The sequence below is a fragment of the Pseudomonas cavernae genome (assembly GCF_003595175.1).
Taxonomy (GTDB): domain Bacteria; phylum Pseudomonadota; class Gammaproteobacteria; order Pseudomonadales; family Pseudomonadaceae; genus Aquipseudomonas; species Aquipseudomonas cavernae.
This window is the reverse complement of record NZ_CP032419.1, coordinates 174,683-198,211: the sequence shown is the minus strand read 5'-3', so window position 1 is coordinate 198,211 and position 23,529 is coordinate 174,683. Positions and strand designations below refer to the sequence as shown.

General features: G+C 65.2%; 17 protein-coding genes and 2 pseudogenes. 10 read left to right on the top strand and 9 right to left on the bottom strand.

Going from position 1 to position 23,529, the window contains the following annotated elements:
* Positions 1 to 44: 44 nt before the first annotated feature.
* The 3 genes from D3880_RS00905 to D3880_RS00895 form a co-directional block, all read right to left on the bottom strand.
* The gene (locus D3880_RS00905; protein WP_119891665.1) at positions 45 to 1,028 is read right to left on the bottom strand and encodes a sulfonate ABC transporter substrate-binding protein; all 984 of its coding nucleotides are present in this window, start codon (positions 1,026 to 1,028) and stop codon (positions 45 to 47) included.
* A gap of 185 nt (positions 1,029 to 1,213) precedes the next feature.
* Positions 1,214 to 1,795 carry an NADPH-dependent FMN reductase gene (ssuE, locus tag D3880_RS00900; RefSeq protein ID WP_119891664.1) on the bottom strand — a complete coding sequence of 194 codons (582 nt, stop codon included), beginning with the start codon at positions 1,793 to 1,795 and terminating at the stop codon, positions 1,214 to 1,216.
* Between the two features lie 9 nt (positions 1,796 to 1,804).
* Positions 1,805 to 2,443: a peroxiredoxin gene (locus tag D3880_RS00895; protein WP_119891663.1), complete on the bottom strand. Its 639-nt coding sequence runs from the start codon at positions 2,441 to 2,443 to the stop codon at positions 1,805 to 1,807.
* Positions 2,444 to 2,681: 238 nt separating this feature from the next.
* Here D3880_RS00895 and D3880_RS00890 point away from each other — a divergent pair, with 238 nt between their 5' ends.
* Positions 2,682 to 3,677, top strand: coding sequence for a sulfate ABC transporter substrate-binding protein (locus D3880_RS00890; RefSeq protein ID WP_119891662.1), 996 nt, complete (start codon positions 2,682 to 2,684; stop codon positions 3,675 to 3,677).
* 94 nt (positions 3,678 to 3,771) lie between these two features.
* Here the strand turns inward: D3880_RS00890 and D3880_RS00885 are convergent, their stop codons facing one another.
* Positions 3,772 to 6,660, bottom strand: coding sequence for an autotransporter domain-containing protein (locus tag D3880_RS00885; protein WP_119891661.1), 2,889 nt, complete (start codon positions 6,658 to 6,660; stop codon positions 3,772 to 3,774).
* 1,123 nt (positions 6,661 to 7,783) lie between these two features.
* On the bottom strand, positions 7,784 to 8,119 hold the full coding sequence (locus D3880_RS23275) for an oxidoreductase C-terminal domain-containing protein (protein WP_420800843.1): 336 nt from the start codon (positions 8,117 to 8,119) through the stop codon (positions 7,784 to 7,786).
* Here D3880_RS23275 and D3880_RS00875 point away from each other — a divergent pair.
* Positions 8,003 to 8,779, top strand: a pseudogene (locus D3880_RS00875) (sensor histidine kinase); the annotation flags it as partial. The gene D3880_RS23275 and the pseudogene D3880_RS00875 sit on opposite strands and share 117 nt — an antisense overlap.
* A 292-nt stretch (positions 8,780 to 9,071) precedes the next feature.
* Complete coding sequence (locus D3880_RS00870; RefSeq protein WP_119891659.1) at positions 9,072 to 10,298, top strand: IS256 family transposase; 1,227 nt, start codon at positions 9,072 to 9,074, stop codon at positions 10,296 to 10,298.
* Positions 10,299 to 10,520: 222 nt separating this feature from the next.
* Here D3880_RS00870 and D3880_RS00865 read toward each other — a convergent pair whose 3' ends face one another.
* The 3 genes and pseudogenes from D3880_RS00865 to D3880_RS00855 all read right to left on the bottom strand — a co-directional run bounded on the left by D3880_RS00865 (position 10,521) and on the right by D3880_RS00855 (position 13,996).
* The gene (locus D3880_RS00865) at positions 10,521 to 11,450 is read right to left on the bottom strand and encodes a malate dehydrogenase (RefSeq protein WP_119895641.1); all 930 of its coding nucleotides are present in this window, start codon (positions 11,448 to 11,450) and stop codon (positions 10,521 to 10,523) included.
* Positions 11,451 to 11,520: 70 nt separating this feature from the next.
* Positions 11,521 to 11,879 (bottom strand): annotated as a pseudogene (locus D3880_RS23235) (thermonuclease family protein).
* Positions 11,880 to 12,658: 779 nt separating this feature from the next.
* Positions 12,659 to 13,996 (bottom strand): OprD family porin, encoded by a 1,338-nt coding sequence (locus D3880_RS00855; protein ID WP_119891658.1) that lies wholly within the window; start codon positions 13,994 to 13,996, stop codon positions 12,659 to 12,661.
* 423 nt (positions 13,997 to 14,419) lie between these two features.
* Here D3880_RS00855 and D3880_RS00850 point away from each other — a divergent pair, with 423 nt between their 5' ends.
* The 6 genes from D3880_RS00850 to tcyN all read left to right on the top strand — a co-directional run bounded on the left by D3880_RS00850 (position 14,420) and on the right by tcyN (position 20,649).
* On the top strand, positions 14,420 to 16,417 hold the full coding sequence (locus D3880_RS00850; RefSeq protein ID WP_119891657.1) for an OPT family oligopeptide transporter: 1,998 nt from the start codon (positions 14,420 to 14,422) through the stop codon (positions 16,415 to 16,417).
* A gap of 34 nt (positions 16,418 to 16,451) precedes the next feature.
* Positions 16,452 to 17,084 (top strand): class I SAM-dependent methyltransferase, encoded by a 633-nt coding sequence (locus D3880_RS00845; RefSeq protein WP_119891656.1) that lies wholly within the window; start codon positions 16,452 to 16,454, stop codon positions 17,082 to 17,084.
* Between the two features lie 205 nt (positions 17,085 to 17,289).
* Positions 17,290 to 18,300, top strand: a complete 1,011-nt coding sequence (locus D3880_RS00840) for a D-cysteine desulfhydrase (RefSeq protein ID WP_119891655.1) — start codon at positions 17,290 to 17,292, stop codon at positions 18,298 to 18,300.
* Between the two features lie 125 nt (positions 18,301 to 18,425).
* Positions 18,426 to 19,226, top strand: coding sequence for a cystine ABC transporter substrate-binding protein (gene tcyJ, locus D3880_RS00835; RefSeq protein ID WP_119891654.1), 801 nt, complete (start codon positions 18,426 to 18,428; stop codon positions 19,224 to 19,226).
* Complete coding sequence (tcyL, locus tag D3880_RS00830) at positions 19,223 to 19,894, top strand: cystine ABC transporter permease (protein ID WP_119891653.1); 672 nt, start codon at positions 19,223 to 19,225, stop codon at positions 19,892 to 19,894. The genes tcyJ and tcyL overlap by 4 nt, the downstream gene beginning before the upstream one ends.
* The gene (tcyN, locus tag D3880_RS00825; RefSeq protein WP_119891652.1) at positions 19,891 to 20,649 is read left to right on the top strand and encodes an L-cystine ABC transporter ATP-binding protein TcyN; all 759 of its coding nucleotides are present in this window, start codon (positions 19,891 to 19,893) and stop codon (positions 20,647 to 20,649) included. Before tcyL ends, tcyN begins: the two co-directional genes overlap by 4 nt.
* A gap of 211 nt (positions 20,650 to 20,860) precedes the next feature.
* On the opposite strand, the gene D3880_RS00820 is transcribed toward tcyN, so the two are convergent.
* The gene (locus D3880_RS00820; RefSeq protein WP_119891651.1) at positions 20,861 to 21,865 is read right to left on the bottom strand and encodes a 2-dehydropantoate 2-reductase; all 1,005 of its coding nucleotides are present in this window, start codon (positions 21,863 to 21,865) and stop codon (positions 20,861 to 20,863) included.
* A gap of 434 nt (positions 21,866 to 22,299) precedes the next feature.
* Between D3880_RS00820 and D3880_RS00815 the strand changes: the two genes are divergently transcribed.
* Positions 22,300 to 23,472 carry an MFS transporter gene (locus tag D3880_RS00815; protein WP_119891650.1) on the top strand — a complete coding sequence of 391 codons (1,173 nt, stop codon included), beginning with the start codon at positions 22,300 to 22,302 and terminating at the stop codon, positions 23,470 to 23,472.
* The last annotated feature ends 57 nt before the right edge of the window (positions 23,473 to 23,529 follow it).

The window sequence follows — 23,529 nt, the reverse complement described above, 5'->3', positions numbered from 1 at the left end:
CCCCTCGCCCATTTATGGGAGAGGGGCCGGGGGAGAGGGCTGGGTTACTGCGCCTTGGCCACCTTGGCGGCGGCCGGCGGCGTCCAGATCACTTCCTGAATGCTGAGTTTTTTCGGGATCAGCTTCAGCGCGGCGAAGGTGTCGGCGATCTTCTGCTGCGCGGCGACCACCTGCGGGGTGAGGAACTGCGCGCCGTAGCCCTGGCGCTTCACCGCAATCGCAGTGATCTCCTTGGACAGGCCGAGCAGCGGCGCGACCTGTTCGGTGACCTGATCCGGATCGGCCTTGGAGTCCTCGCCGACGGCGCGCACTTCCTCAATCAGCGCGCTGATCACTTGCGGGTGCTGCTGCGCATAGGGACGGGTGGCCAGGTAGAACTGGTGGTTGTCGACCAACTTTTCGCCATTGCGCAGGGTACGCGCCTGCAGCTGCTGTTCGGCGGCGGCCTGGAACGGGTCCCAGATCACCCAGGCGTCGACGCTGCCGCGCTCGAAGGCGGCGCGAGCGTCGGCCGGCGGCAGGTAGATGGGTTGGATGTCGCTGTACTTGAGACCGGCCTCTTCGAGGGCGCGGACCAACAGGTAGTGCACGTTAGAGCCCTTGTTGAGGGCGACTTTCTTGCCCTTCAGCTCGGCCACCGATTTCAGCGGCGAGTCCTTCGCCACCAGGATCGCCTCGCTGGTCGGCGCCGGCGGCTCGTAGGCGACGTAGAGCAGGTCGGCACCGGCGGCCTGAGCGAACACCGGCGGGGTTTCGCCGGTCACGCCGAAGTCGATCGAGCCGACGTTGAGACCCTCGAGCAGCTGCGGGCCGCCGGGAAACTCGGTCCACTTGACCTCGACGCCCTGCTCGGCCAGGCGCTTCTCCAGCGAACCCTTGGCCTTGAGCAGCACCAGGGTGCCGTATTTCTGATAGCCGATGCGCAGGACGCTATCGGACTCTGCTTGAGCTTGTGCTTGGGTGGCGCCGAAGGAAATGGCCGCGACGAACAGGGCGACCAGGCTCCGACGCAGAGTAATGGTGCGCATTGGCGCTCTCCTCTGAGTACGTTGGGTTGGTTGCGCCTGCTAGCCCGTTGGCGGGTGAGTAAGGCTGGGTGTAACAAAAACGGCACTTGTAGGATGGGTCGAGCGCAGCGATACCCATCGGCATGGGTCATGGGTATCGCTGTGCTCAACCCATCCTACGGTGGCTCCTGCAGGTGTTCGGTGCTTCAAATACTCCAGCGGGCCGTGGCCAGCAGGTTCAAGTCCAATGGCCGGGCGCGCCGCGCCAGGGCGCGGTGAAACTGCTCGAGCGCCTCGTCCAGGCGCTGCTCCAGCGCCGGCGCCAATTGCGCCGGGGCGTCCGCTGCGCCGTAGGCGATCTGGCTGTCGCTGGCGAACACGCCGTGCAGCACTTCCTGCGCCTTCAGCGCGGTCAGCACCGGCTTCAGCGCGTAGTCCACCACCAGCATGTGCGCCGGGCTGCCACCAGTGGCCAGCGGCAATACCACCTGGTGTTCCAGCGCACGCTCCGGCAGCAGATCGAGCAGGCACTTTAGCGCCCCGGAAAACGACGCCTGGTACACCGGCGTGGCGATCAGCAGGCCATCGGCATTGGCGATCTGGGCGAGCAGATCGACGATGCGCGGGCTGTCGAAACGCGCGTGGAGCAGATCCTCGGCGGCGAAGTCGCCGATCCGATAGGCGACCACCTCGACCCCGTGGCTGTGCAGCCAGCGCCGCGCCCGTTCCAGCAACACCGCGGAACGCGAGCGCGGGGCCGGGCTGCCGCCGAGAGAAACCACCAGCATGCCCGCCCCTCAGCGCTGCGGTTGCGCGGTCAGGCGCAGGTAGGGTTTCACCGCGCGGTAGCCCTGCGGGAAGCGCCGCTGGATCTCCTCCGGGTCCTGCAGCGACGGGACTATCACCACCTCGTCGCCGTCCTGCCAGTTGGCCGGGGTGGCGACCTTGTGCTGGTCGGTCAGTTGCAGCGAATCGATGACGCGCAGGATCTCGTGGAAGTTGCGTCCGGTGCTGGCCGGGTAGGTGATGATCAGGCGCACCTTCTTCTGCGGATCGATGACGAACAGCGAGCGCACGGTCAGGGTGTCGTTGGCGTTCGGGTGGATCAGGTCGTAGAGGCCGGAGACCTGGCGGTCGGCGTCGGCGATGATGGGGAAGTTGACCCGGGTGTCCTGGGTCTCGTTGATGTCGTCGATCCATTTGCCGTGGGACTCCACCGGGTCGACCGACAGGGCGATGACCTTGACGCCACGCTGGGCGAAGTCATCCTTGAGCTTGGCGGTGAAGCCCAGTTCGGTGGTGCACACCGGGGTGAAGTCGGCCGGATGCGAGAACAGCACGGCCCAGCTGCCGCCCAGCCACTCGTGGAAGCGGATGCGGCCTTGGCTGGAATCCTGTTCGAAGTCGGGGGCGATATCGCCGAGTCTGAGGCTCATGCTGTGGCTCCTGTGCCAGGTCGTGACGTGGGCTCACTATGCTCAGACTCGAACATGATTAAAAAGAATAAATAACTATTTATCTATTCTTTTTGGAAATATAAAGAGATGACGTTCGTGCTCCGCCGCTCGCGCGATGAAAAATCAATGGAGCTATAAGCAAGCAACAAATTATTCTTTCTTAGAATAAAAAGGGTCTCTTATAGTTCGCCTGTTTGCTCAGCCCAAGGACTGTTATATGAAGCGACTGCTCACCTCTTCCCTGCTCGCCGCCGGCCTGGCGCTGGCCTCCGGCGCCCAGGCGGCAACGCTGCTGAACGTCTCCTACGACGTCATGCGCGACTTCTACAAGGAATACAACCCGGCGTTCCAGAAGCACTGGCAAGCCGAAGGCAACCCCGCGCTGACCCTGCAGATGTCCCACGGCGGCTCGAGCAAACAGGCGCGCGCGGTGATCGACGGCCTGCCCGCCGACGTGATCACCATGAACATGGCCACCGATATCAACGCCCTCGCCGACCACGGCGGCCTGGTGCCGCAGAACTGGGCGACCCGCCTGCCGGACCACAGCGCGCCGTTCACCTCGGCCACGGTGTTCATCGTGCGCAAGGGCAACCCGAAGGGCCTGAAGGACTGGCCGGACCTGCTGAAAGACGGCGTCGAGGTGGTGGTGCCGAATCCGAAGACCTCGGGCAACGGCCGCTACACCTACCTGTCGGCCTGGGGCTATGTGCTCAAGCAGGGCGGCGACGACAAGGCCGCGCGCGAGTTCGTCGGCAAGCTGTTCAAGCAGGCGCCGGTGCTGGATACCGGCGGCCGTGCGGCGACCACCACCTTCATCCAGAACCAGATCGGCGACGTGCTGGTGACCTTCGAGAACGAGGCCGAGATGATCGCCCGCGAGTTCGGTCGCGGCGGCTTCGAGGTGGTCTACCCGAGCGTCTCCGCCGAGGCCGAGCCGCCGGTGGCGGTGGTCGACAAGGTGGTGGACAAGAAAGGCACGCGCAAGGAGGCCGAGGCCTACCTGAAGTACCTGTGGTCCGACGAAGGCCAGCGCATCGCCGCCAACAACTACCTGCGCCCGCGCAACCCGAAAATCCTCGCCGAGTTCGCCGACCGTTTCCCCAAGGTCGAGGTATTGCCGGTGGTGAAGACCTTCGGCGAGTGGCCGCAGATCCAGAAGACCCACTTCAACGACGGTGGCGTGTTCGATCAGGTGTACAGCGGCCACTAGCCGCTGGTGCCGCCCCGTTGCGGGGCGGCGTTGCGGCAGCCCGGCGCGTGCGCCGGGCTGCCGCTTCCTGTATCAGCCGGGGCTGCAGGTCTTCCTAGAAGGCATAGCCAAGCTTCAGTGACGCGCCACCCCCGCTGCTGTCCCCGCCCTTGAGCCCATCCAGGCTGCCGCTCAGCGACCAGGCCCCTTGGGCGAGATCGAGGTCGAGACCGACGCGGTAGAGGTTCTTGGTGTCGCGCGCGGACTGCTGTTCGACCGGCAGGCCGAGCAGCAGCGCCTGGCTGTCGACTTGCGCATCGTTCAGCACGCGCTCGTAACCCACGGAAAGACTGGGCGTGAGCAACCAGTCACCGACATTCAGGTCGCGACCGAGGCGCAGGTCGGCGAGCAGGCTGTTGCGGGTCTCGCTCATGCCGTCGACCTGCAGGGCCAGTTCGCTGTGCTGCTCGGTAAAGCCGTCCAGCCGCACATGGGTACTCTGCAGCGACAGCTCGGGATTGACCCGCCAGCCGCCGGCATGGGCAACATAGCCGCCACTCAGCGTGGCGCCGTTCACCCAGCCCTGGCTGTCGCCCTTGGCTTCGCCGAACTGGCCGAGCTTCCGGGCGCTGCTGTAGTCGATGTAGCCGCTGGTCAGCTGGCCCTCGGCGTAGAGACCCTGGTCCATCCCCGCCGGGCTGTAGCGCAGGCTGAGGCCGAGTTGGGTCACGTCGACATCGGCCTTGGCGTTGCCGGTGCTCACATCGCCCTGGCTCTGGCCAAACATCCCGGCGACCTGCAGGTTGTCGTTCAGGCGGTGGCTGTAGCCGACCAGCGCGCCTTGCGTGTTGCCCTTGCTGCCCTTGGCTCCCGCGGCGCCGTCATGGGTCAGGTTGTCATTGAGCGCAGCGCCCCACAGGCGGCCCTGGCCGCTTGGCAGCTGGCGATCGGCGAACAGCTGGGCGCTCAAAGTCCTGTTCAGCTGCTTCGGCTGGTCGAGCAGGTAGTCCAGCGAATCGCCATGGAGCTGGCCGCCGACCTGGCTTTCCAGGCCTCCCAGGCTTCCCGTGGCCAGGCTGTTCTGCAGCCATTGGTTGTACTGGCTGTTGCTGACGCCCAGCGAGGTGTCGCGCAGACCATTGAGCAGCGTCGCGCCAGCCAGGGCGTTACCGCTGAGACCCAGCTGCCCCGGCAGGTAGGCGCTGCTGACCAGCAGCTGCAGGCCGGCGGCGCTGAATCCCACGTCATGGCGCAGTCCCTGCGCCAGCAGGTTCTGCGACTGCTGGATGCCGTCGAAGCGGCCGGAGACAGTCGCCCCGTCGAGGGTGGCGATCAGCGTGCCGGCCTCGCTGTCACCCGCGCTGAGGGTGCCGCCGAGGGTCATGCGCGCATCGGGACCGATCAGCGTCAGTGCCGGACTCGCCACCAGCGCCCGCGTGAGTGCGAAGGGTTGCGGGCTGCTGTCCGCCGTCACGTTGAAGCGGCTGCCCCGTCCCAGATTGATCGCGCCGAGCGCGGTCATGGGGGTCGCCGAGCTGAGGTCCAGGGTGCCGTCGATCTGCATGTCGCTGGCGATGACGCCACTGCCGGTCAGCCGTCCAGAGGCGCCGACCGTCAGCGCCTGATCGGACTGCAGCAGCCCATCCACCCGCAAGGTGCCGCCGCTGACCTGGCTAGCCCCCGAGAAGGCGTGCAGGCCACTCAGTTGCAGTTCCCCATCCTCGACCTGGACACCGGCGAAGGTGTTGATGCCGCTGAGTTGCAACTGGCCGCTGCCGGCCTTGATCAGGCGGCCGGCGCCGCCGATATCGTTGCTCCAGGTATCCTGGGCATGGAAGGGGTTGCGGCTGCTGTCGGCCCGGGCCGCGTCCATCACGACACGGGTGTCCGCTGCCAGCTCGCCGAAGCCTTGCGAGGCGGCGTAGAGATTCAGGCGCTGCCAGCTCTCGCCGTCGATATCCAGCGGGTAGCCCGAATCGAGGGCGGTGCTGCGCAGGATCTCCCGGCGCTGCCCGGCGCTCAGGTAGGGAAAGCGGGTGGCCAGGAGTGCTTCCGCGCCTACGGGCACGACCATGGCCTTGCCGGCTTCGCCGATCTGGCCGAAGCCGTAGGTCAGGTATTCGGTGAACCGCTGCTGGTTGGCTTCGGCATCGGCGTAGGCGTCCGTCGTGCCGGCATCGGCGCAGTCGGCGATGGACATGCCGCAGCGTCGCTCCAGCACGCGGCGAACCTCCGCCTGCGCCTCCTCGATCAGTTGCGCCATTGCCGGGTCGTTGAGGAATGCGGTACTGGCGACCGTACCGCCTATGCGCCCACCCATGACATCCAGCGGATAGTGCACGCCCAGGATGATCCGGCTATGGCCATAGTCCGCAGCCCTGGCTATCAGCTCGGCATAGCGCTCCGGCAACAGCGTGGCCATGGCCAGTGCCGTGCCGTAGCCCCATGTGGTGTGGCCGCTGGGGAAGGAAAATGCAGTGGTGGTACCGGTGAGGTCGGTGCCGTCGGCGCGGAACGCGTGCACGACATCCGGCGAAACCTTGAACGGCCGGATATTGGCAAAGTTGCTGGTAGCGGGGGAATAGAACTCCAAACCCAGGACGTTGGTCCGGGTAATCAACTCCATGGTCTTGGTCAGCTCACCGGCTGCCTTGGCTGCCGCCCATTCATCACCCAGGCCACCCAGGGCATCGGACAGGTTGGGCCCTACCGGGGTGATCCAGATCCTCTGCGAGGTGGAATAGTAATAGCCGCTCGTTCTGCTGGTTTTGATCTCCAGGTTGTCGTTGTCGAGGATCGCCTGCGCCAGGCGCTCCGGGGTGCGGTTGCGGGTGGCGTCTATGACCTTTTGCAGGTTTTCCGCCAACACTCCGGGATGATTAGCCCTGATATCCTTGAAACCATCCAGTATCGCCACCGAATCAAAGGACCCATAGGCAGAGCCGCTGGCCAAGGCCACTGCCATGGTCAAAACGGCGAGTTTCGGAGCAAATAACTTCGACATGTACCTTTCCTTGTTTTTTGTTTTTGTTTTTTGCCGGCGCTGTACGGCTCGGGCCGACTTGGCACTGGCGTACAACTGCGCAGACTATTTGGTCATCCTTTGACCGCCCATCGTTCGTTCGGACTAGCCGCCTGGCTCATTGGAGTTCTCAATGCTTCAAGACTGAAACACTTTCCCGGGCGACAAAACGGCAAGTCAGCGCCAGCGGCAACAGGGCAACGTCAGATTTGCCTGGGTTGTCGCAGCGGCGGGAGGAGTACAGGCTGGATTAGCCGGCCAGCGACGAGGACATCCGCGCCTGCATGCAGCGGCAAATCCGCGCCGGGCGGGTGAAGCCGGCGGTGCTGGTGGTGCAGATCCAGAAGACCCACTTCAACGACGGTGGCGTGTTCGATCAGGCCTATGGCGGGCAGTAATTCCCCTCTCCCGCAGCGCCAGAAGCCCGGCCCAGTGCCGGGCTTTTCGTTTGCTGCATAGGCGCCCGGAGCTGGTTGGCGCCGAACCTTGTAGGGAGGGCGAAGCCCGCGACTATGTCTCGCCAAGCGCAAAATTGCGCCTCACTTGACCGCCAAATTGCATTGCCGCTGACCGGCCATTTGCATTCGATGTGACCACGGATTAGCAAAAGGGATGACCACTTCCGTGGGCCGCCCGACCGGCTCAAAACGACCGAGGCTGTGTAAAAACGTTTTCGAGCAGGTTTGGTGGTCTGAATCGGAACAAAAATCGCGCTCCTGGGTAAATTTCAGGTCTGCTGATTAACCAAACACCGGCAGATTTTACGTAGCAACGCAGACTTCAAAACGGGGGATGCGTTTTTACACAGCCTGGACCCAAAGTTGCCGGTGGGAACCGGCAGAATCCGGCCAAAAGCGGCCAAAAGCGGCCATCGAATGTCCACTTATTCAGGGGCGATTCACACACCGTGGCGATCATCGTCATACCACGCTGCAACATGAAGGATTATGTTGGTCGAGCCGCGCCGCACAGGGTCAGCACCACAGAGAACACTCGACGAGCATCGAACACCCGTAATGTGCGCTGAAGTTAAAGCAGAAACTCAGGCGCCCCCTTAGCTCGAGGGCGCCATATTTGCGCGCACTGGATGCGCTTGGAACAGAGGTTAGAGAAGACTACGAAGCGGTGTTGAACTATTGCAAAGCGCTGCCTCATCGAGTGACTTACCCGTCGCAGCCAGTCGCTTGAATGCTGCGATATCACGTCCCTGATTCACCGTCGCGACTGCCTGTATCGGGCCAACGCCTCCTGCCAGGAGCAACGGCACCTCTGCGTGTTGCCGCTGGCGACCCTGCTGGAAAATATCGGCGGGGTCTATGCACCGCTGCTGGCTCCGCTGCCGAGTGAGCTGGAACCGATCAGCGCGTCGCTCAATCGTCTGCTGCTGCAAGTCAACCAGTTGCTCGACCAGGAGAAGCGCTTTATCGCCGATGCCGCTCATGAGTTGCGCACCCCGCTGGCGGTGCTGCGCATCCATGCGCAGAACGCCCTGGACGCCGCCGAACCGAGTGACCGCGAGGAAGCGCTGCGCCAGCTGGGGATCGGCGTGGATCGCGCGACCCAGGTGATTACCCAGCTCCTCACATTGGCCCGCCTCGACCCCTGCGTGGTGCAACTGGCCATGGTCGAACTGAACCTGCTCGGGTTTATCCGCAACGAACTGGCCGAACTCACCCCCCTGGCCCTTGAACGTGATCAGGAGCTGACCCTGGAGGCCATAGAGCCCGGCGACTACCAGTTACTCGGTGATGCTCCCAGCCTGGGCACCCTGCTGCAAAACCTGATCGGCAACGCCGTGCAATACACCCCAACAGGCGAACAGATTAGGGTGATAGTGGAAGCCCAGGCCGATGCGGTATTGCTGCGCGTGCAGGACAGCGGCCCCGGCGTCGCGGCCAGTCAGCGCGAGAAACTCTTCGAGCGCTTCTATCGTCAGGGCGAGGGTCAGGGCGCCGGTTTGGGCCTGTCGATCGTGCGCCGGGTGGTCGAGCTGCACCGCGGCAGCATCCAACTGGTTGAGTCGCCGCTGGGCGGGCTGGAGGTTTGCGTGCGTTTGCCGCGCCTCCTGGAGAACGACATGCGGGACATTCGGCACCCTTGATCAACCAGCCTGTCTGGGCAGCGGCCATAACCGGAGCTGCGAGGACGATCAAACAGGATTGGCCTGATAGGGAATGGGGACAGTCGAAACACGCAACGGATAATGTCCGCTGGCTCTCGCCCAGCGGCGTCATGCCGTGGCCTGTAGGGCCTGACCGATTACATGGCAAACAGAATGGCCTAGCAATATGGATCTCTCACTGGAACGAGTTCCACAGCAGCCCGAACGAGGGTGTACGAATTTTTGTGTAACCGGCTCATGAGCGACACTGTCGCTCCAGACCGGAGACACCATGACGCAATCGAAACACCCCATCACCGACGAGCTGCTGGATCAGCTCCTGGGCAACTACCAGAAACCTGAAGACCTGATCGGTGCCGAGGGCATCCTCAAGCAGCTGACCAAGAAGCTGGTCGAGCGTGCGCTGGATGCAGAACTGACCCATCACCTCGGGCACGACAAACATCAGCCGGTGACCAATCCTGGCGGAAATGCCCGCAACGGTTTCAGTCGCAAGAAGCTCAAGGGCGAGTTCGGTGAGCTACCTATCGAGGTGCCGCGCGACCGCCACGGCACTTTCGATCCGCAGATCGTCGAGAAGCATCAGACCCGTTGGGCGGGCTTCGACGACAAGATCCTCTCGCTGTATGCCCGCGGCATGACCGTGCGAGAGATTCAGGCCCATTTGCAGGAGATGTATGGTGCCGAGGTGTCGCCCAGCTTGATTTCCTCGGTAACCGATGCCGTAGCCGATGAGGTGAAGGCCTGGCAGTCGCGGCCACTCGATCTGGTCTACCCCATCGTCTATCTGGACTGCATCCACACCAAGGTGCGCGAAGGTGCTGTGCGGGTGAAAGCCGTCTACCTGGCGCTCGGCATCAACCTGGCCGGTGAAAAGGAAATCCTGGGCCTATGGATCGCCCAGAACGAGGGCGCCAAGTTCTGGTTGCAGGTGGTGACCGAACTGCGCAACCGCGGCGTGCAGGACATCTTCGTCGCTTGCGTGGATGGCCTGAAGGGCTTCCCCGAAGCCATCGAGGCAGTATTCCCGCACACCAGCGTGCAGTTGTGCATCGTGCACATGGTCAGGCACAGCCTGAACTACGTGTCCTGGAAGCGGCGCGCCGAGGTGGCCGCTGATCTGAAGCGGATTTACCAATGCAGCACGGCGGATGAAGCCGAACTACGTCTCGGCGAGTTCGAGGCCAAGTGGGGCGATGACTATCTGCCGATTGGCCAATCTTGGCGGCGCAACTGGGCGCGGATCACGCCGTTCTTCGACTTCCCGCCGGAGATCCGCAAGGTCATCTACACCACCAATGCCATTGAATCGGTGAACATGAGCCTGCGTAAGATCACCAAGAACCGGGGCTCGTTCCCCAGCGATGAAGCACTGTTGAAACTCTTCTACCTGGCGCTACGTAACATCAGCAAGAAATGGACGATGCCGATCCGTGACTGGAAGGCGGCGCTGACCCGCTTTACGATCAGCTACGAAGACAGGCTGCCGCAGCAGTAACCCCAACCCCGGTTACACAAAATTCTGCACACCCTCGCCCGAACCGTATCGGTCGTCCGCGCCAGCTGTATACCGGTTTAAAGAAACGCGACTATCCGGCCTGTTCAGACCCATAAAAGATCATAGTGCCACTGCCTGACACCAGGCAACACCATGACCCCGAGCGCCAGGGACCGGCGCTCCACTCCCCCTTGCGCCCAAAACCCCCTCATATACCCCCGCTCACAAAGCATTCATTTCAGCAATATCACGCACCACCTGATCTGCAGAGCGGTCGAACATCGCCTGCTCCTGCGCATCCAGAGACAACTCGATCACCCGCGCAACCCCCCCCTCTGCCAGCACACAGGGGACACCCATGGCAATACCTGTTCGCCCGTACTCGCCCTCGAGAATCGCGACCGCCGGCAAAATGCGGTTTCGCCCATTGGCGATAGCATCCACCATCTTTGCAATTGCCACGCCCGGCGCATCGCAGGCGCTCCCCAGCTTCTTCAAACCCAGAATCTCGCCGCCACCCTGACGTGTGCGCTCCACAATCCGCTCTATCTGCTGACTGGACAGGAAGTGAGACAGCGGCACCGAACCGACCGCACAGTATCGCATCAGCGGCACCATGCTATCGCCATGCCCTCCCAGCACCAGCGCCGTGATATCCCGAGCAGAAAACCCTGTCTCCTCGGCAATGAAACACTTCATGCGCGCTGTATCCAGCACCCCCGCCTGCCCGAACACCCTGTCGCGTCCCAGCCCACTGAGACACCAAGCCCGATAGGTCAGCACGTCGACCGGGTTCGACACCACCAACACCGTCGCCGCCGGAGCATGACGATTAATATCCAGCATGATGCTATCGAGAATTGGCAGATTGATACTCAATACATCCTGACGCGACTGACCAGGCTTGCGGGGCACACCCGCCGTAATCACCACCAGGTCAGAATCCTGCAGCAGTTCGGCATTGGACCCGCCGTAAACCCAGGTATCAGAACCTGACTCAACTGCCGCCTGCCAGACGTCCAGCGCCTTGCCCTGTGCCAACTCACCCTGCACATCAATCAACATCAACTCACGACAGAACTCTTCCCGGGCGATGATCTGAGCCGCCGCCTCACCCACCATACCGGCACCCACAATTGATAGCTTGTTCACCTCACACCTCCCCGCGGCGCGCGCCACCAGCAACACGCCCACCTATATAGAGAAGTATTACCCGCTAATGCTAAAAGGCCACCCGAAGGTGGCCTGTAGTTGTTTTACCTGCTTTTCGCCATTCCCATGGCGGCATTACTTCAGCCTCTGATAACCCCCATAGGCCGAGCCGTGCGGCCTTAGCGGACTGCTCCAGGTCTATCAGGGATTGATCGCTGTTGTATTGGCGATACACCCAAGCGGCACCCCGGGCAACCATTTCTCGGTTGGCATGTACGCCGTCAACATAGGCATGCCCGATAGTGCGCCCGTACCTGTCTTTGCTTCCGCCTCGAGGGTAATGTACTTTCCAAACAGCAGCTCTCTGAGCTCTTGTTTGGCCTTTTGGCCGTAAGGCTGCTTGCTTTCGGGGGTGTCGATATTGGCCATGCGTACTTTGATCTGGGATCGTGACGCATCAAGGCATGTGAAGGTGTCGCCATCGCTGATGGCGACCACCTTGCAGCTAATCTCAGACGAGAATGCCAAAGGGCTTAGCGTAATCGTTAACAGGGCAATCCAGCGGCCTAACCACATTTTCGTGTATTCCTAGTCCTTGGATGCTTGCAATCCGAATTCTGCAAGCTAGCGCGCATTACGCCAAACGCCATCACACACTGGCAAGCATATGCTTTGCCCGCAGCGATTAATGTCATAGGTACTAATGTGTCTGCAAAAGGCTGATGTCATCGGCTTAGGCGAGGTGCGGTCTCCCCACGATCCTGACCCGCGCCGACGGCAGTCTATGCTGGATAGCTGTATCTGCTCCACTGTTCGTTATAGCTATTCTCTGCCTGTGCTTGAGCGACTTCGTTTGACTCCCGATGCCTTTGATACTGGCGGTTTCTGTCTTCGCCCTCTGCTCATTTTCGTCTTCGTTCAGGACGGCGCCCTAGGCTTCGATAGCCTCCGCGAAACCTTAGCCCATGGTCTTCTTCTGGCCGATCTCTGCCTGTCACGCGATTCACGAACATGATGGTCAAGTCGGTGCGATAGGTGGTCAGAGCGAATGCAAACGCATGGTCAAGTGCATGCAATTTCGCATCGAAGCCGTTCTCTGACCTTACGGGTTGCATCCGCCCTACTGGACCACCCCGATCTGGCCGGCGTGCGGCACAGGCAAAAAAATGCCGGGCCCTGGGGCCCGGCCAAGCACCACTTGAGGAAACTTACAGCAGCGACAGCGTGTAGCTGAGGATCAGGCGGTTCTCGTCCTGGTCGGCGCTGGCGTTGCCTCGCAGGCTGGCATTCCGCCAGGAGAAGCCTAGGCCCTTGAGCGGGCCGGACTGCAGGGCGTAGTCGAGGCGGAAGTCGCGTTCCCACTCCTGCTTGTCGCCAGCGGCCGAGTCGATATGGTCGCCCTTCAGGTAAGTGGCGACGGCTTTCAGCCCCGGCACGCCGGCCGCGGCGAAGTCGTAGCCGTATTCGGCGACCCAGGTGCGTTCGCCGGCGCTGAGGAACTTGCCGATCTGGCGGTCGGTGATCAGGTAGGCGGTGGCGCCGTCGCCTTGGTTGAGGTAGGGGAAGGCGCTGTCGCCGGAGAGCTGCTGATAGCCGGCGCTCAGGGCATGGCCGCCGAGGCTGTAGGTGAACAGGGCGCTCCAGGTGTCGTTGTCCACTTCGCCGCGGGTGATGGCCCGGCCCGCGCCGTTGACGCCGTAGAAACCGGTGCTGGTGAAGCCTTCGGCACGCCCGACGGCGCTGCCGTTCTTGCCGTCGGAAGCGCTGTTGAAATAGCGCAGGTCGGTCTTCAGCGCGCCCGAGCCGATCGCCCAGTTGTGCACCAGGCCGAGGAAGTGCTGGGTGTAGAAGTCTTCCAGGTTGCCATAGTAGTACTGCGCCAGCAGGTTCTTGCCGATCTTGTAGTCGCCACCGGCGTAGTAGAACTTGTTGCTGAACTGGCCGGTCTGGGCGTTGTTGGCGCCGCCGATCGACAGGCCTTCGCTGCTGCTCGAGCTGCGCCCCTTGGCGTGCTCCAGCTGGCCGCCGATCAGGGTCAGGTTGTCGATTTCGTTCGAGCTGATCTGCCCACCCTCGAAGGTCTGCGGCAGCAGGCGCCCGTCGTTGTAGGTCACCACCGGCAGCTTCGGCAGCAGGGTGCCGAGGCGCGCCTCGGTCTTCGACAGGCGCAGCTTGCCGGTCAGGCCCAGGCTGCTGAACTCGTCTACCGCACGGCCATCCTCCTCGGTGGGGAACACGGTGCCGCTGTACTTGCTGGAGTCCGGGTTGTAGTGACGACCCTTGCCCGAGTCGAGCTTGACGCCGAGCAGGCCCAGGGCGTCGACGCCGACGCCGACAGTGCCGGCGGTGAAGCCCGAGGCGTAGTTGAACTGGAAGCCCTGGCCCCATTCTTCCTGGGTGTTGGCTTGCTCGTTGCGGGTGTCCTGGTTGATGTAGAAGTTGCGCAGGCCGAGGCTGGCCTTGCTGTCGTCGATGAAGCCGGCAGCGCCGGCCTGGCCGGCCAGCAGGCCGGAAGCGACGGCCAGCGCCAGGGTGGACTTGTTCATGGGGCTTACTCCAGAAATGGTCTGATCTTGATTTTTTCTTAGGGGGAATCAGGTCTCGCTATATACATTAATATACAGCGAAACTCATGACTACCCAGTCAACTTTCCTTGCCTGCGCTTGTTGCCAGGCTCTCTACACAGCGGCTCATAGCCAACGGAGGCAACAGTAATGAAAAATTAATAAACCAAAAAAGAATTGTTAGTTAGATTTTAATTACTTAAATGCATATATGGGTACACCCCTTCACTCGCGCCAAGCTGCCGCGGAACTGGTGGGGCAGCTGCCGATGCGAAAGCCGGAGAGGCGGAGAGTTGAAGCGCTGCCGATGTCGGCGCGCGGCTCAGCCGTCTAACCCGCCAAGTGCAGCGGGGCACCCTGGCCTAAGCTGAGGCGCAACCTCCCGCCTTTGCCGAGTGCCCTTCATGCTGCAACGAGTCCCCGACGACGCGAACCTGGCCGAACTGACCCTGCGCGGCTCGATCCTCGGCGCGCTGATCACCGTGGTGTTCACCGCCTCCAACGTCTACCTCGGACTCAAGGTCGGCCTGACCTTCGCCTCGTCGATTCCCGCCGCGGTGATTTCCATGGCGGTGCTGCGCTACTTCCCCGGCGCCAACATCCTCGAGAACAACATGGTGCAGACCCAGGCCTCGGCGGCCGGCACCCTGTCGTCGATCATCTTCATCCTCCCCGGCCTGCTGATGATCGGCTACTGGAGCGGCTTCCCGTTCTGGCAGACCGCGGCGATCTGCGCCATCGGCGGCATCCTCGGCGTGCTCTACACCATCCCGCTGCGCCGGGTGATGGTGGTCAACAGCCAGCTGCCCTATCCGGAAGGCGTGGCGGCGGCGGAGATCCTGCGGGTCGGCAGCGGCGACGACGAGGGCGGGCCAGCAGAGGACAGCAACGCCCCGGGCCTGCGCGACATCCTCGCCGGCGGCCTGGTGGCGGCGCTGTTCAGCCTGGCCAGCAGCGGCTTCAAGCTGCTCGGCGAGAGCATCAGCCTGTGGCTGACCGCCGGCCAGGCGGCGTTCCGCCTGAGCACCGGCTTCTCCCTGGCGCTGGTCGGCGCCGGCTACCTGATGGGCATCACCGCCGGCATCGCCATCATCATCGGCGTGCTGATCGCCTGGGGCGTGGCGGTGCCGCTGCTGACGGTGAATGCCACGCCGGCGGCCGGGCAGAGCCTGAGCGAGCTGGCCAGCCAGTTGTGGACCTCGCAGGTGCGCTTCCTCGGCGCCGGCACCATAGGCGTCGCCGCGCTGTGGACCCTGGCCACGCTGTTCAAGCCGATGGCCGAAGGCGTCTGGCACTCGCTCGCCGCGGTGCGCGGCACGGCCGAGCACAGCGAACTGCGCAGCCAGCGCGACATGCCGGCGCAGTGGATCCTGGCCATCGCCGCGGTGCTGCTGCTGGCGTTGTTCCTGGTGTTCAGCTACTTCCTCCACGAGGCGGCGCCGCACCTCAGCGGCTTCGCCTTCTGGAGCCTGGTGCTGGTGTGCGTGGTGTTCGCCTTCATCTTCGGCTTCCTGATCGCCGCCGCCTGCGGCTACATGGCCGGCCTGGTCGGCTCGTCGAGCAGCCCGATCTCCGGCATCGGCATCATCGCGGTGATCCTCGTGTCGCTGCTGATCCTCGGCTTCGGCAACGTCGAGGCCGGCCTGCTGCAGAGCGGCGACGGCCAGGTCGCGATCGCCCTGGCGCTGTTCACCACCTCGGTGATCCTGGCCATCGCGGCGATCTCCAACGACAACCTGCAGGACCTCAAGACCGGCTACCTGGTCGGCGCCACGCCCTGGCGTCAGCAGGTGGCGCTGATCGTCGGCTGCCTGGTCGGCGCCCTGGTGATCCCACCGGTGCTGGAGCTGCTGTACGGCGCCTACGGTTTCACCGGTGCCCTGCCGCGCGCCGGCATGGACCCGCAGCAGGCGCTCGCCGCGCCGCAGGCGACGCTGATGACGGCGATCGCCAGCGGGATTTTCCACGACGCGCTGAACTGGACCATGATCCTCATCGGCGTGGCGCTGGGCGCGGCCCTGATCCTCTTCGACCTGATCCTGCGCCGCACCAGCAGCGCCAGCCTGCCGGTGCTGGCGGTCGGCCTGGGCATCTACCTGCCACCGACCATCGGCATGACCCTGGTGATCGGCGCGCTGCTCGCCTGGCTGTTGGAGAACGCCCTGGCCAAGCGCGGCGGCGATGCGGAAAGCGCCAAGCGCCGCGGCGTTCTGCTCGCTTCGGGGCTGATCGTCGGCGAAAGCCTGATGGGCATCCTGCTCGCCGCGCTGATCGGCACCAGCGGCCAGGCCGCGCCGCTGGCACTGGTCGGCGAAAACTTCGCCGGCACCGCGCAGTGGTTGGGCCTGGCGCTGTTCGGGCTGATCTGTGGGCTGTTCTATCGGCGCGTGCTGGGCCGCTAAACTGTGTGCCCGCCTGCGCAACCGTGAACGCCGCATGAGCCCGAAACTGCCCCACGAAGAACTCGCCCAGATCAGCGCGCTGACCCTGGCACATTACCAGCGCAGCGCCGAAGCCTTCCGCGAAGGCACCCGCGACCACGATGTCAGCCAGAACATCGCCGCCCTGCTGCGGCATATCCAGGCCGCGCCGCCGTTCGCCATCCTCGACTTCGGCTGCGGCCCGGGCCGCGACCTGTGCACCTTCAAGGCCCTCGGCCATGCGCCGGTCGGCCTCGACGGCTGCCCGCGCTTCGCCGAGATGGCGCGTGCCGATTCCGGCTGCGAGGTGTGGCAGCAGGACTTCCTCCAGCTCGACCTGCCGCCGGCACGCTTCGACGGCGTCTTCGCCAACGCTTCGCTGTTCCATGTGCCGCTGCAGGAATTGCCGCGGGTGCTCGGCCAGCTGCACGCCACGCTCAAGCCCGGCGGCGTGCTGTTCAGTTCCAACCCGCGCGGGCACAACGACGAAGGCTGGAATGGCGAGCGCTACGGCGCCTATCACGACCTGGCGGCCTGGCGCCGCCTGCTGCGGGCGGCCGGCTTCGTCGAGCTGGAGCACTACTACCGCCCCGCCGGCCTGCCGCGCGCCCAGCAGCCGTGGCTGGCCAGCGTCTGGCGCAAGGCGTGAGAGCCGGCCGTTTGGCCCGATCGGCTACGCGTTGGGTATCGCTACGCTCAACGCCAAGCTACATCTAGCCCCTAGGGTGAAAAACCGCGCAGACCGTAGGATGGGTTGAGCGCAGCGATACCCATCGGGTAGGGGTAATGGGTATCGCGTTGCTCAACCCATCCTACGAACTAGAGTGGTAACCATCCCCCCGGGAGCCATGACCATGCTCAGCACCGCCCTCGCCCGCTTCCCGCGCCTCGAACTGATCGGCGCGCCGACGCCGCTGGAGAAGCTCGCCCACCTGTCGCGCCAGCTCGGCCACGAGGTGTGGGTCAAGCGCGATGACCTCACGCCGTTCGCCCTCGGCGGCAACAAGGTGCGCAAGCTCGAATACCTGGCCGCCGACGCGCTGCGCGCCGATGCCGACACCCTGGTCACCGCCGGCGCCATCCAGTCCAACCACGTGCGCCAGACCGCCGCCGTCGCCGCCCGCCTGGGCCTCGGCTGCCATGCGTTGCTGGAGAACCCGATCGGCACCACGGATCGCAACTACCTCTCCAACGGCAACCGCCTGCTGCTCGAGCTGTTCGGCGCCGAGGTCGAGCTCGTGGCCAACCTCGACGATGCCGACAATCAGTTGCTGGCCAGCGCCGCCCGCCTGCACGCCGCGGGCAAGCAACCCTACATAGTGCCGATCGGCGGTTCCAACCCGCTCGGCGCGCTAGGCTACGTGCGCGCCGGCCTGGAGCTGGCGGCGCAGATCAAGCACAGCGGGGTGGACTTTGCCGCCGTGCTCCTGGCCTCCGGCAGCGCCGGCACCCACAGCGGCCTGGCCCTGGCGCTGGAATACGCGCTGCCTGGCACACGGGTGATCGGCGTCAGCGTGTCGCGCCTGGATGCCCAGCAGCGGCCCAAGGTCGAGGGCCTGCTGCAGCACACCGCCGAGTTGCTCGGCGTGCCGGTGCCGCCCGGGCTGCGCATCGAACTCTGGGACCAGTACTTCGCCCCAGGTTATGGCGAGCCGAATGCCGCCGCCCTGCACGCCATCCGCCGCGTGGCCGGCAGCGAGGGCCTGCTGCTCGACCCGGTGTACACCGGCAAGGCCTTCGCCGGCCTGCTCGACGGCATCGCCCGCCAGGCCTTCGCCGGCGGGGGTCCACTGCTGTTCCTGCACACCGGCGGCTCGCCGGCGCTGTTCGCCTACCACCCGGCGACGGCGGGCACCGCGTCGTAGGGCGGGCTCAGGAGCGCCGCGAACAGTTCGCCGGCGTGCCCCCCCGCACTGCTTCGCGAGTACGCCCGACAGACGGCGGCGTAGCGACTACCCTGCATAGACACCTTCAGCCAAAGGGGCTAGCCATGATCCCATCCTTCCTGCGTCGCCATCTGCTCCTCGGCAGCCTGAGCCTGGTGCTCGGCGCCAGCTTCATCGCCCCGACCTTCGCCGCCGAGGATCTGCTGCAGCAGATCAAGGCCAAGGGCAGCCTCAAGGTCGGCCTCGAAGGCACCTACCCGCCGTTCAACTACCAGGACGAGAACGGCAAGCTGACCGGCTTCGAAGTCGAGTTCGCCGAGGCGCTGGCCAAGCAGCTGGGGGTCGAGGCCGAGTTCCAGCCGACCAAGTGGGACGGCATCCTCGCCGCCCTGGAGTCCAAGCGCCTGGACGTGGTGATCAACCAGGTGACCATCTCCGAGGAGCGCAAGAAGAAGTACGACTTCTCCACGCCCTACACCGTGTCCGGCATCCAGGCGCTGACCCGCAAGGGCGACGAAGGCCAGTACAAGAGCGCCGCCGACCTGGCCGGCAAGAAGGTCGGCGTCGGCCTCGGCACCAACTACGAGCAGTGGCTGAAGGACAACGTGCCCAAGGCCGAGATCAAGACCTACGACGACGACCCGACCAAGTACCAGGACCTGCGCGTCGGCCGCATCGACGCCATCCTCGTCGACCGCCTGGCCGCCTTCGAGCTGATCGGCAAGACCGGCGACAGCCTGGCGGTGTCCGGCGCGCCGTTCTCCCGTCAGGAGGCCGGCGTCACTCTGCGCAAGGGCAATCCCGAGCTGCTCGCGGCGCTCAACCTGGCGATCGCCAAGCTGCGCGCCGACGGCACCCTCAAGCAACTGTCCGAGAAGTGGTTCAAGGCTGACGTGACGCAATGATCGAAGCAAGCCTGCAGCTTGCGCTGGACTCCGCGCCCTTCCTGCTCAAGGGCGCCATCTACACGGTGGTGCTGAGCCTCGGCGGGATGTTCTTCGGCCTGCTGCTGGGCTTTCTCCTGGCGCTGATGCGCCTCTACGGCGTCGCCCCGCTGCGCTGGACCTCGCGGGTCTATGTGTCGTTCTTCCGCGGCACGCCGCTGCTGGTGCAGCTGTTCATGATCTATTACGGCCTGCCGCAGCTGGGCATCCAGCTGGAACCGCTGCCGGCGGCGCTGATCGGCTTCTCGCTGAACATGGCCGCCTACACCTCGGAGATCCTCCGTGCCGCCATCGCCTCGATCGACCGCGGCCAGTGGGAAGCCGCCGCCAGCATCGGCATGACCCGGGTGCAGACCCTGCGCCGGGCGATCCTGCCGCAGGCCGCGCGCACCGCCCTGCCGCCGCTGGGCAACAGCTTCATCTCGCTGGTCAAGGACACCGCCCTGGCCGCCACCATCCAGGTGCCGGAACTGTTCCGCCAGGCCCAGCTGATCACCGCGCGGACCTTCGAAATCTTCACCATGTACCTCGCCGCCGCGCTGCTCTACTGGGTGCTGGCCAGCGTCCTGGCGCATTTCCAGGGCCGCCTGGAAGCGCGGGTCAACCGCCATGAGCAGGACAGCCCATGATCGCCGTGCGCAACCTGAGCAAGCTGTTCAACGGTCAAGCGGTGCTCAAGGGCATCGACCTCGACGTCGCCCCCGGCGAGGTGGTGGCGATCATCGGCCCCAGTGGTTCGGGCAAGACCACCTTGCTGCGCTGCCTCAACCTGCTGGAGACCCCCAGCGGCGGCAAGATCCAGGTCGGCAGCATCGAGATCGACGCCGACCGCCCGCTCAAGGCGCAGCAGAACCTGATCCGCCGGCTGCGCCAGCACGTCGGCTTCGTGTTCCAGAATTTCAACCTGTTCCCCCACCGCACCGCCCTGGAGAACGTCATCGAAGGTCCCGTGGTGGTGAAGAAGGAGCCGCGCGAGGCGGCCGTCTCGCGCGGCCGCGCGTTGCTGGCCAAGGTCGGTCTGGCGGGCAAGGAGGATGCCTATCCCAAGCGCCTGTCCGGCGGCCAGCAACAGCGGGTGGCGATCGCCCGCGCGCTGGCCATGCAGCCGGACGTGATCCTGTTCGACGAACCGACCTCGGCGCTCGACCCCGAGCTGGTCGGCGAAGTGCTGGCGACCATCCGCGCGCTGGCCGAGGAGCAGCGCACCATGGTCATAGTCACCCACGAGATGAGCTTCGCCCGCGACGTCGCCAACCGCGCGGTGTTCATCGACCAGGGCGTGATAGTCGAACAGGGCCCGGCGCGCGAACTGTTCAGCGCGCCCAAGGAGGAGCGCACCCGGCAGTTTCTGCGCAAGTTTCTCGGCGAGGCAACGCAACCGTAGGATGGGTTGAGCGTAGCGATACCCATCACCCCCGGCCGATGGGTATCGCGTTGCTCAACCCATCCTACGAGCTCGGCGCGCCATAGGCGTTGTAGGCGCGAATTTATTCGCTACCGACAATGCCGTGCTGCCCGTTTCGCGGATAAATCCGCGCCCACGAGCAGCCCCACCGGGACCGGCAAAAGCGCGCAAGATGCCCGCCCCGCACCGCTCAGGCGCGTATCTCGGCCAGCAGCGCCTCGCCCGACCAGTCGCGGCGGCCGCCCTGCTCGGCGGCGCGGACCAACTGCAGCAGCCGGGCGTTGACCGGCGCCGGGCGGCCCAGGCTGGCGGCCAGCCTGAGGATCTCGCCCTGCAGATAATCGATTTCGGTTCTGCGGCCGCCGACCAGATCGTCCTGCATGGAAGAGCGCGCGAGCGGGTCGATGGCCAGCATCTTGCTGGCGACCATGCGGAACAGGGTGTCGGGCATTTCCAGCAGGGCCGGCCCCCAGTGCGCCGGCAGCGGTGTCAACCGGGCGAGCGGCTGCTGTTTCGCGCGCAGCAGGGCAATGCCTTCGCGTTGCGCGGCCGCCAGTACGCGCCGATAGGCACGCTGGGAAAGTTCGGCTTTCAGTGGCAGCCCGGAGAGGGCGTTGACGGCATTGTTGAGGTTGAACAGCAGCTTGGCCCACTGCACGGCAAGGATGTCGTCATGCTGCACCAGCGCCAGGCCGGCGCGCTCGGAAGCCGCGACGGCAGGCTCGAGCAGCGCAGAGCGCTCGACCGCCAGGCCGCCTTCCGTCCCCTGATGAAAATGTCCGCCGCCGGTTTGCGCCACATTGAACAGCACCACGCCGGTGAGCACCGCATGTTGCGGCAGCAGCGCGGCGAGCTGCTCGGCGTTGTGCAGGCCGTTCTGCAGGCTGAGCACGACCGCCGACGGCTTGAGATGGGGCGCGATGGCGGCGGCGGCGCCGGCCGTGTCCGCCGACTTCACGGTGACCAGCACCAGGTCGGCGTCAGCCACCGCGGCCGGGTCGCTGCCGAAGCGCAGCTGCTCCGCCGGGAGCGTGGCCTGCCAGCCCTGGAGGTCGCTGAGCGTCAGTCCCTGCTGCACCAGGGTATCCGCCATGCGGCTGCGGCCGATGAAACGGACGCGCGCGCCAGCGGTGGCGAGGCGCCCGCCCACATAGCAGCCGATGTTGCCGGCGCCGAAAACCGCGATGGATGACATGAGCATGCTCCTGGTGCCTGGGCCTGGGGAGAGCCGGCCGCTGCGCCGCTGGCCCCGGAACGGCGGGGTGACGCAGCCGCAGCGCATCGGCACCAGGCTCACGTCGTTACCTCAGGGTAGTCGCCGGCTCCCGGCCTGCCAGCTTTCCGCGGCGCCGTTGCACGGCAGGCAAGCTGCGCAGGGGCGAGCGTGGCGCTCCCCATCACGCCACCGCAGCCCCAGCCCTCTCCCGGAGGGAGAAGGGGTTACCGAGGCCAGATGCAAACCGCGCGCGGCACGACCGCAACGGACCATGCCCTCTCCCCTTGAGAGAGGGCCGGGTGAGGGAAAGCGGCCTGAATGGCACGTCAGCACCCGCATCAGATCGGGATTTTCCTGGCCGCTTGGTCGACAATGCGCGCCCTTCTCCGTCGCCGTCACTGTTGGAACCCTGCATGCACTCCCGCACCCTGCTGTCCCTGCCGTTGCTGGCCCTGGCCCTGGGTGGCTTCGTGGTCGGCAGCAGCGAATTCATCATCATGGGCCTGCTGCCGGAAGTGGCCGCCGACCTGCACGTCAGCCTCGCCGATGCCGGCCTCTTGGTCAGCGCCTACGCCATCGGCGTGGTGATCGGCGCGCCACTGCTCGGCCCGCTGCTCGGCCGCCTGCCGCGGCGGCGCGCGTTGCTCTGGTTGATGGCCGCCTATGCCCTCGGCAACCTGGCCTGCGCCCTGGCGCCGGACTACCGCTGGCTGCTGGCCGCGCGGATGCTCACGGCGATCAGCCATGCCGGCTTCTTCGGCTGCGCCACCCTGCTGGCGGCCGAGCTGGCGCCGCTGCATCGGCGCGCCTCGGCCATGGCCCTGGTGCTCAGCGGCCTGACCATCGCCAACGTGCTCGGCGTGCCGCTCGGCGCCTGGCTCGGTCAGGCGACCAGCTGGCGCATGACCTTCTTCGCGGTGGCCGGCTTCGGCCTGCTGGCGGTGCTGGCCATGGCGCTGTGGCTGCCGCCGGTGCAGGCGCCGGCGCGCAACCCGGCCGGCGCCTGGAACGGCATCCTGCGCTGGCCGGTGCTGCACCCGCTGCTGGTCTGCTGCCTGTCGTCGGTGGCGCTGTTCAGCGTGTTCACCTACATCAGCCCGCTGCTGCGCGAGGTCGGCGGCTACTCGGCCGAGCAGAACAACGGCGCGCTGCTGCTGTTCGGCATCGGCCTGACCCTCGGCAACCTGCTCGGCGGCCGCTTGGCCGATCGCGGCCTGCGCCATGCGGTGCCGCTGGCGCTAGGCGTCAGTGGCCTGGCCCTGCTCGGCCTGTTCGCCCTGATCCAGCTGCCGCTGGCGCCGCTGGCCCTGCTGCTGGTCTGGGGCATGGCCAGCTTCGCGATTTCCTCGCCGCTGCAGTTGCTGTTGGTCGAGCAGGCCGGCGAATCGGCGAGCCTGGCGGCGACCTTGAGCCATGCCGCATTCAACCTCGGCAACGCCAGCGGCGCCTGGTTCGGCGGCCTGTGGCTGAGCACGCAGTTCGGTCTGCCGCACTTGCCGCTGCTGGGCTGCGGCCTGCTGTTGCTGACCATCCTGGTGGCCCTGCCATTGCCGCGTCTACGGGCGGCGAAGGAGCGCTGGCGCTGACCCGAAGGGGAATAAACCCGGGTGCGCGGGGTGCGGATCCGGGCGGCGAACCAAGCG

Bases quoted from the DNA above. Each gene is read 5' to 3' on its own strand.
- D3880_RS00890 (WP_119891662.1), top strand. From the start codon at position 2,682: ATGAAGCGACTGCTCACCTCTTCCCTGCTCGCCGCCGGCCTGGCGCTG.
- D3880_RS00905 (WP_119891665.1), bottom strand. From the start codon at position 1,028: ATGCGCACCATTACTCTGCGTCGGAGCCTGGTCGCCCTGTTCGTCGCG.
- ssuE (WP_119891664.1), bottom strand. From the start codon at position 1,795: ATGCTGGTGGTTTCTCTCGGCGGCAGCCCGGCCCCGCGCTCGCGTTCC.
- D3880_RS00840 (WP_119891655.1), top strand. From the start codon at position 17,290: ATGCTCAGCACCGCCCTCGCCCGCTTCCCGCGCCTCGAACTGATCGGC.
- D3880_RS00815 (WP_119891650.1), top strand. From the start codon at position 22,300: ATGCACTCCCGCACCCTGCTGTCCCTGCCGTTGCTGGCCCTGGCCCTG.
- D3880_RS00895 (WP_119891663.1), bottom strand. From the start codon at position 2,443: ATGAGCCTCAGACTCGGCGATATCGCCCCCGACTTCGAACAGGATTCC.
- tcyL (WP_119891653.1), top strand. From the start codon at position 19,223: ATGATCGAAGCAAGCCTGCAGCTTGCGCTGGACTCCGCGCCCTTCCTG.
- D3880_RS00820 (WP_119891651.1), bottom strand. From the start codon at position 21,865: ATGTCATCCATCGCGGTTTTCGGCGCCGGCAACATCGGCTGCTATGTG.
- tcyJ (WP_119891654.1), top strand. From the start codon at position 18,426: ATGATCCCATCCTTCCTGCGTCGCCATCTGCTCCTCGGCAGCCTGAGC.
- tcyN (WP_119891652.1), top strand. From the start codon at position 19,891: ATGATCGCCGTGCGCAACCTGAGCAAGCTGTTCAACGGTCAAGCGGTG.
- D3880_RS00850 (WP_119891657.1), top strand. From the start codon at position 14,420: ATGCTGCAACGAGTCCCCGACGACGCGAACCTGGCCGAACTGACCCTG.
- D3880_RS00845 (WP_119891656.1), top strand. From the start codon at position 16,452: ATGAGCCCGAAACTGCCCCACGAAGAACTCGCCCAGATCAGCGCGCTG.
- D3880_RS23275 (WP_420800843.1), bottom strand. From the start codon at position 8,119: ATGAGCGGCATCGGCGATAAAGCGCTTCTCCTGGTCGAGCAACTGGTT.
- D3880_RS00870 (WP_119891659.1), top strand. From the start codon at position 9,072: ATGACGCAATCGAAACACCCCATCACCGACGAGCTGCTGGATCAGCTC.
- D3880_RS00855 (WP_119891658.1), bottom strand. From the start codon at position 13,996: ATGAACAAGTCCACCCTGGCGCTGGCCGTCGCTTCCGGCCTGCTGGCC.
- D3880_RS00885 (WP_119891661.1), bottom strand. From the start codon at position 6,660: ATGTCGAAGTTATTTGCTCCGAAACTCGCCGTTTTGACCATGGCAGTG.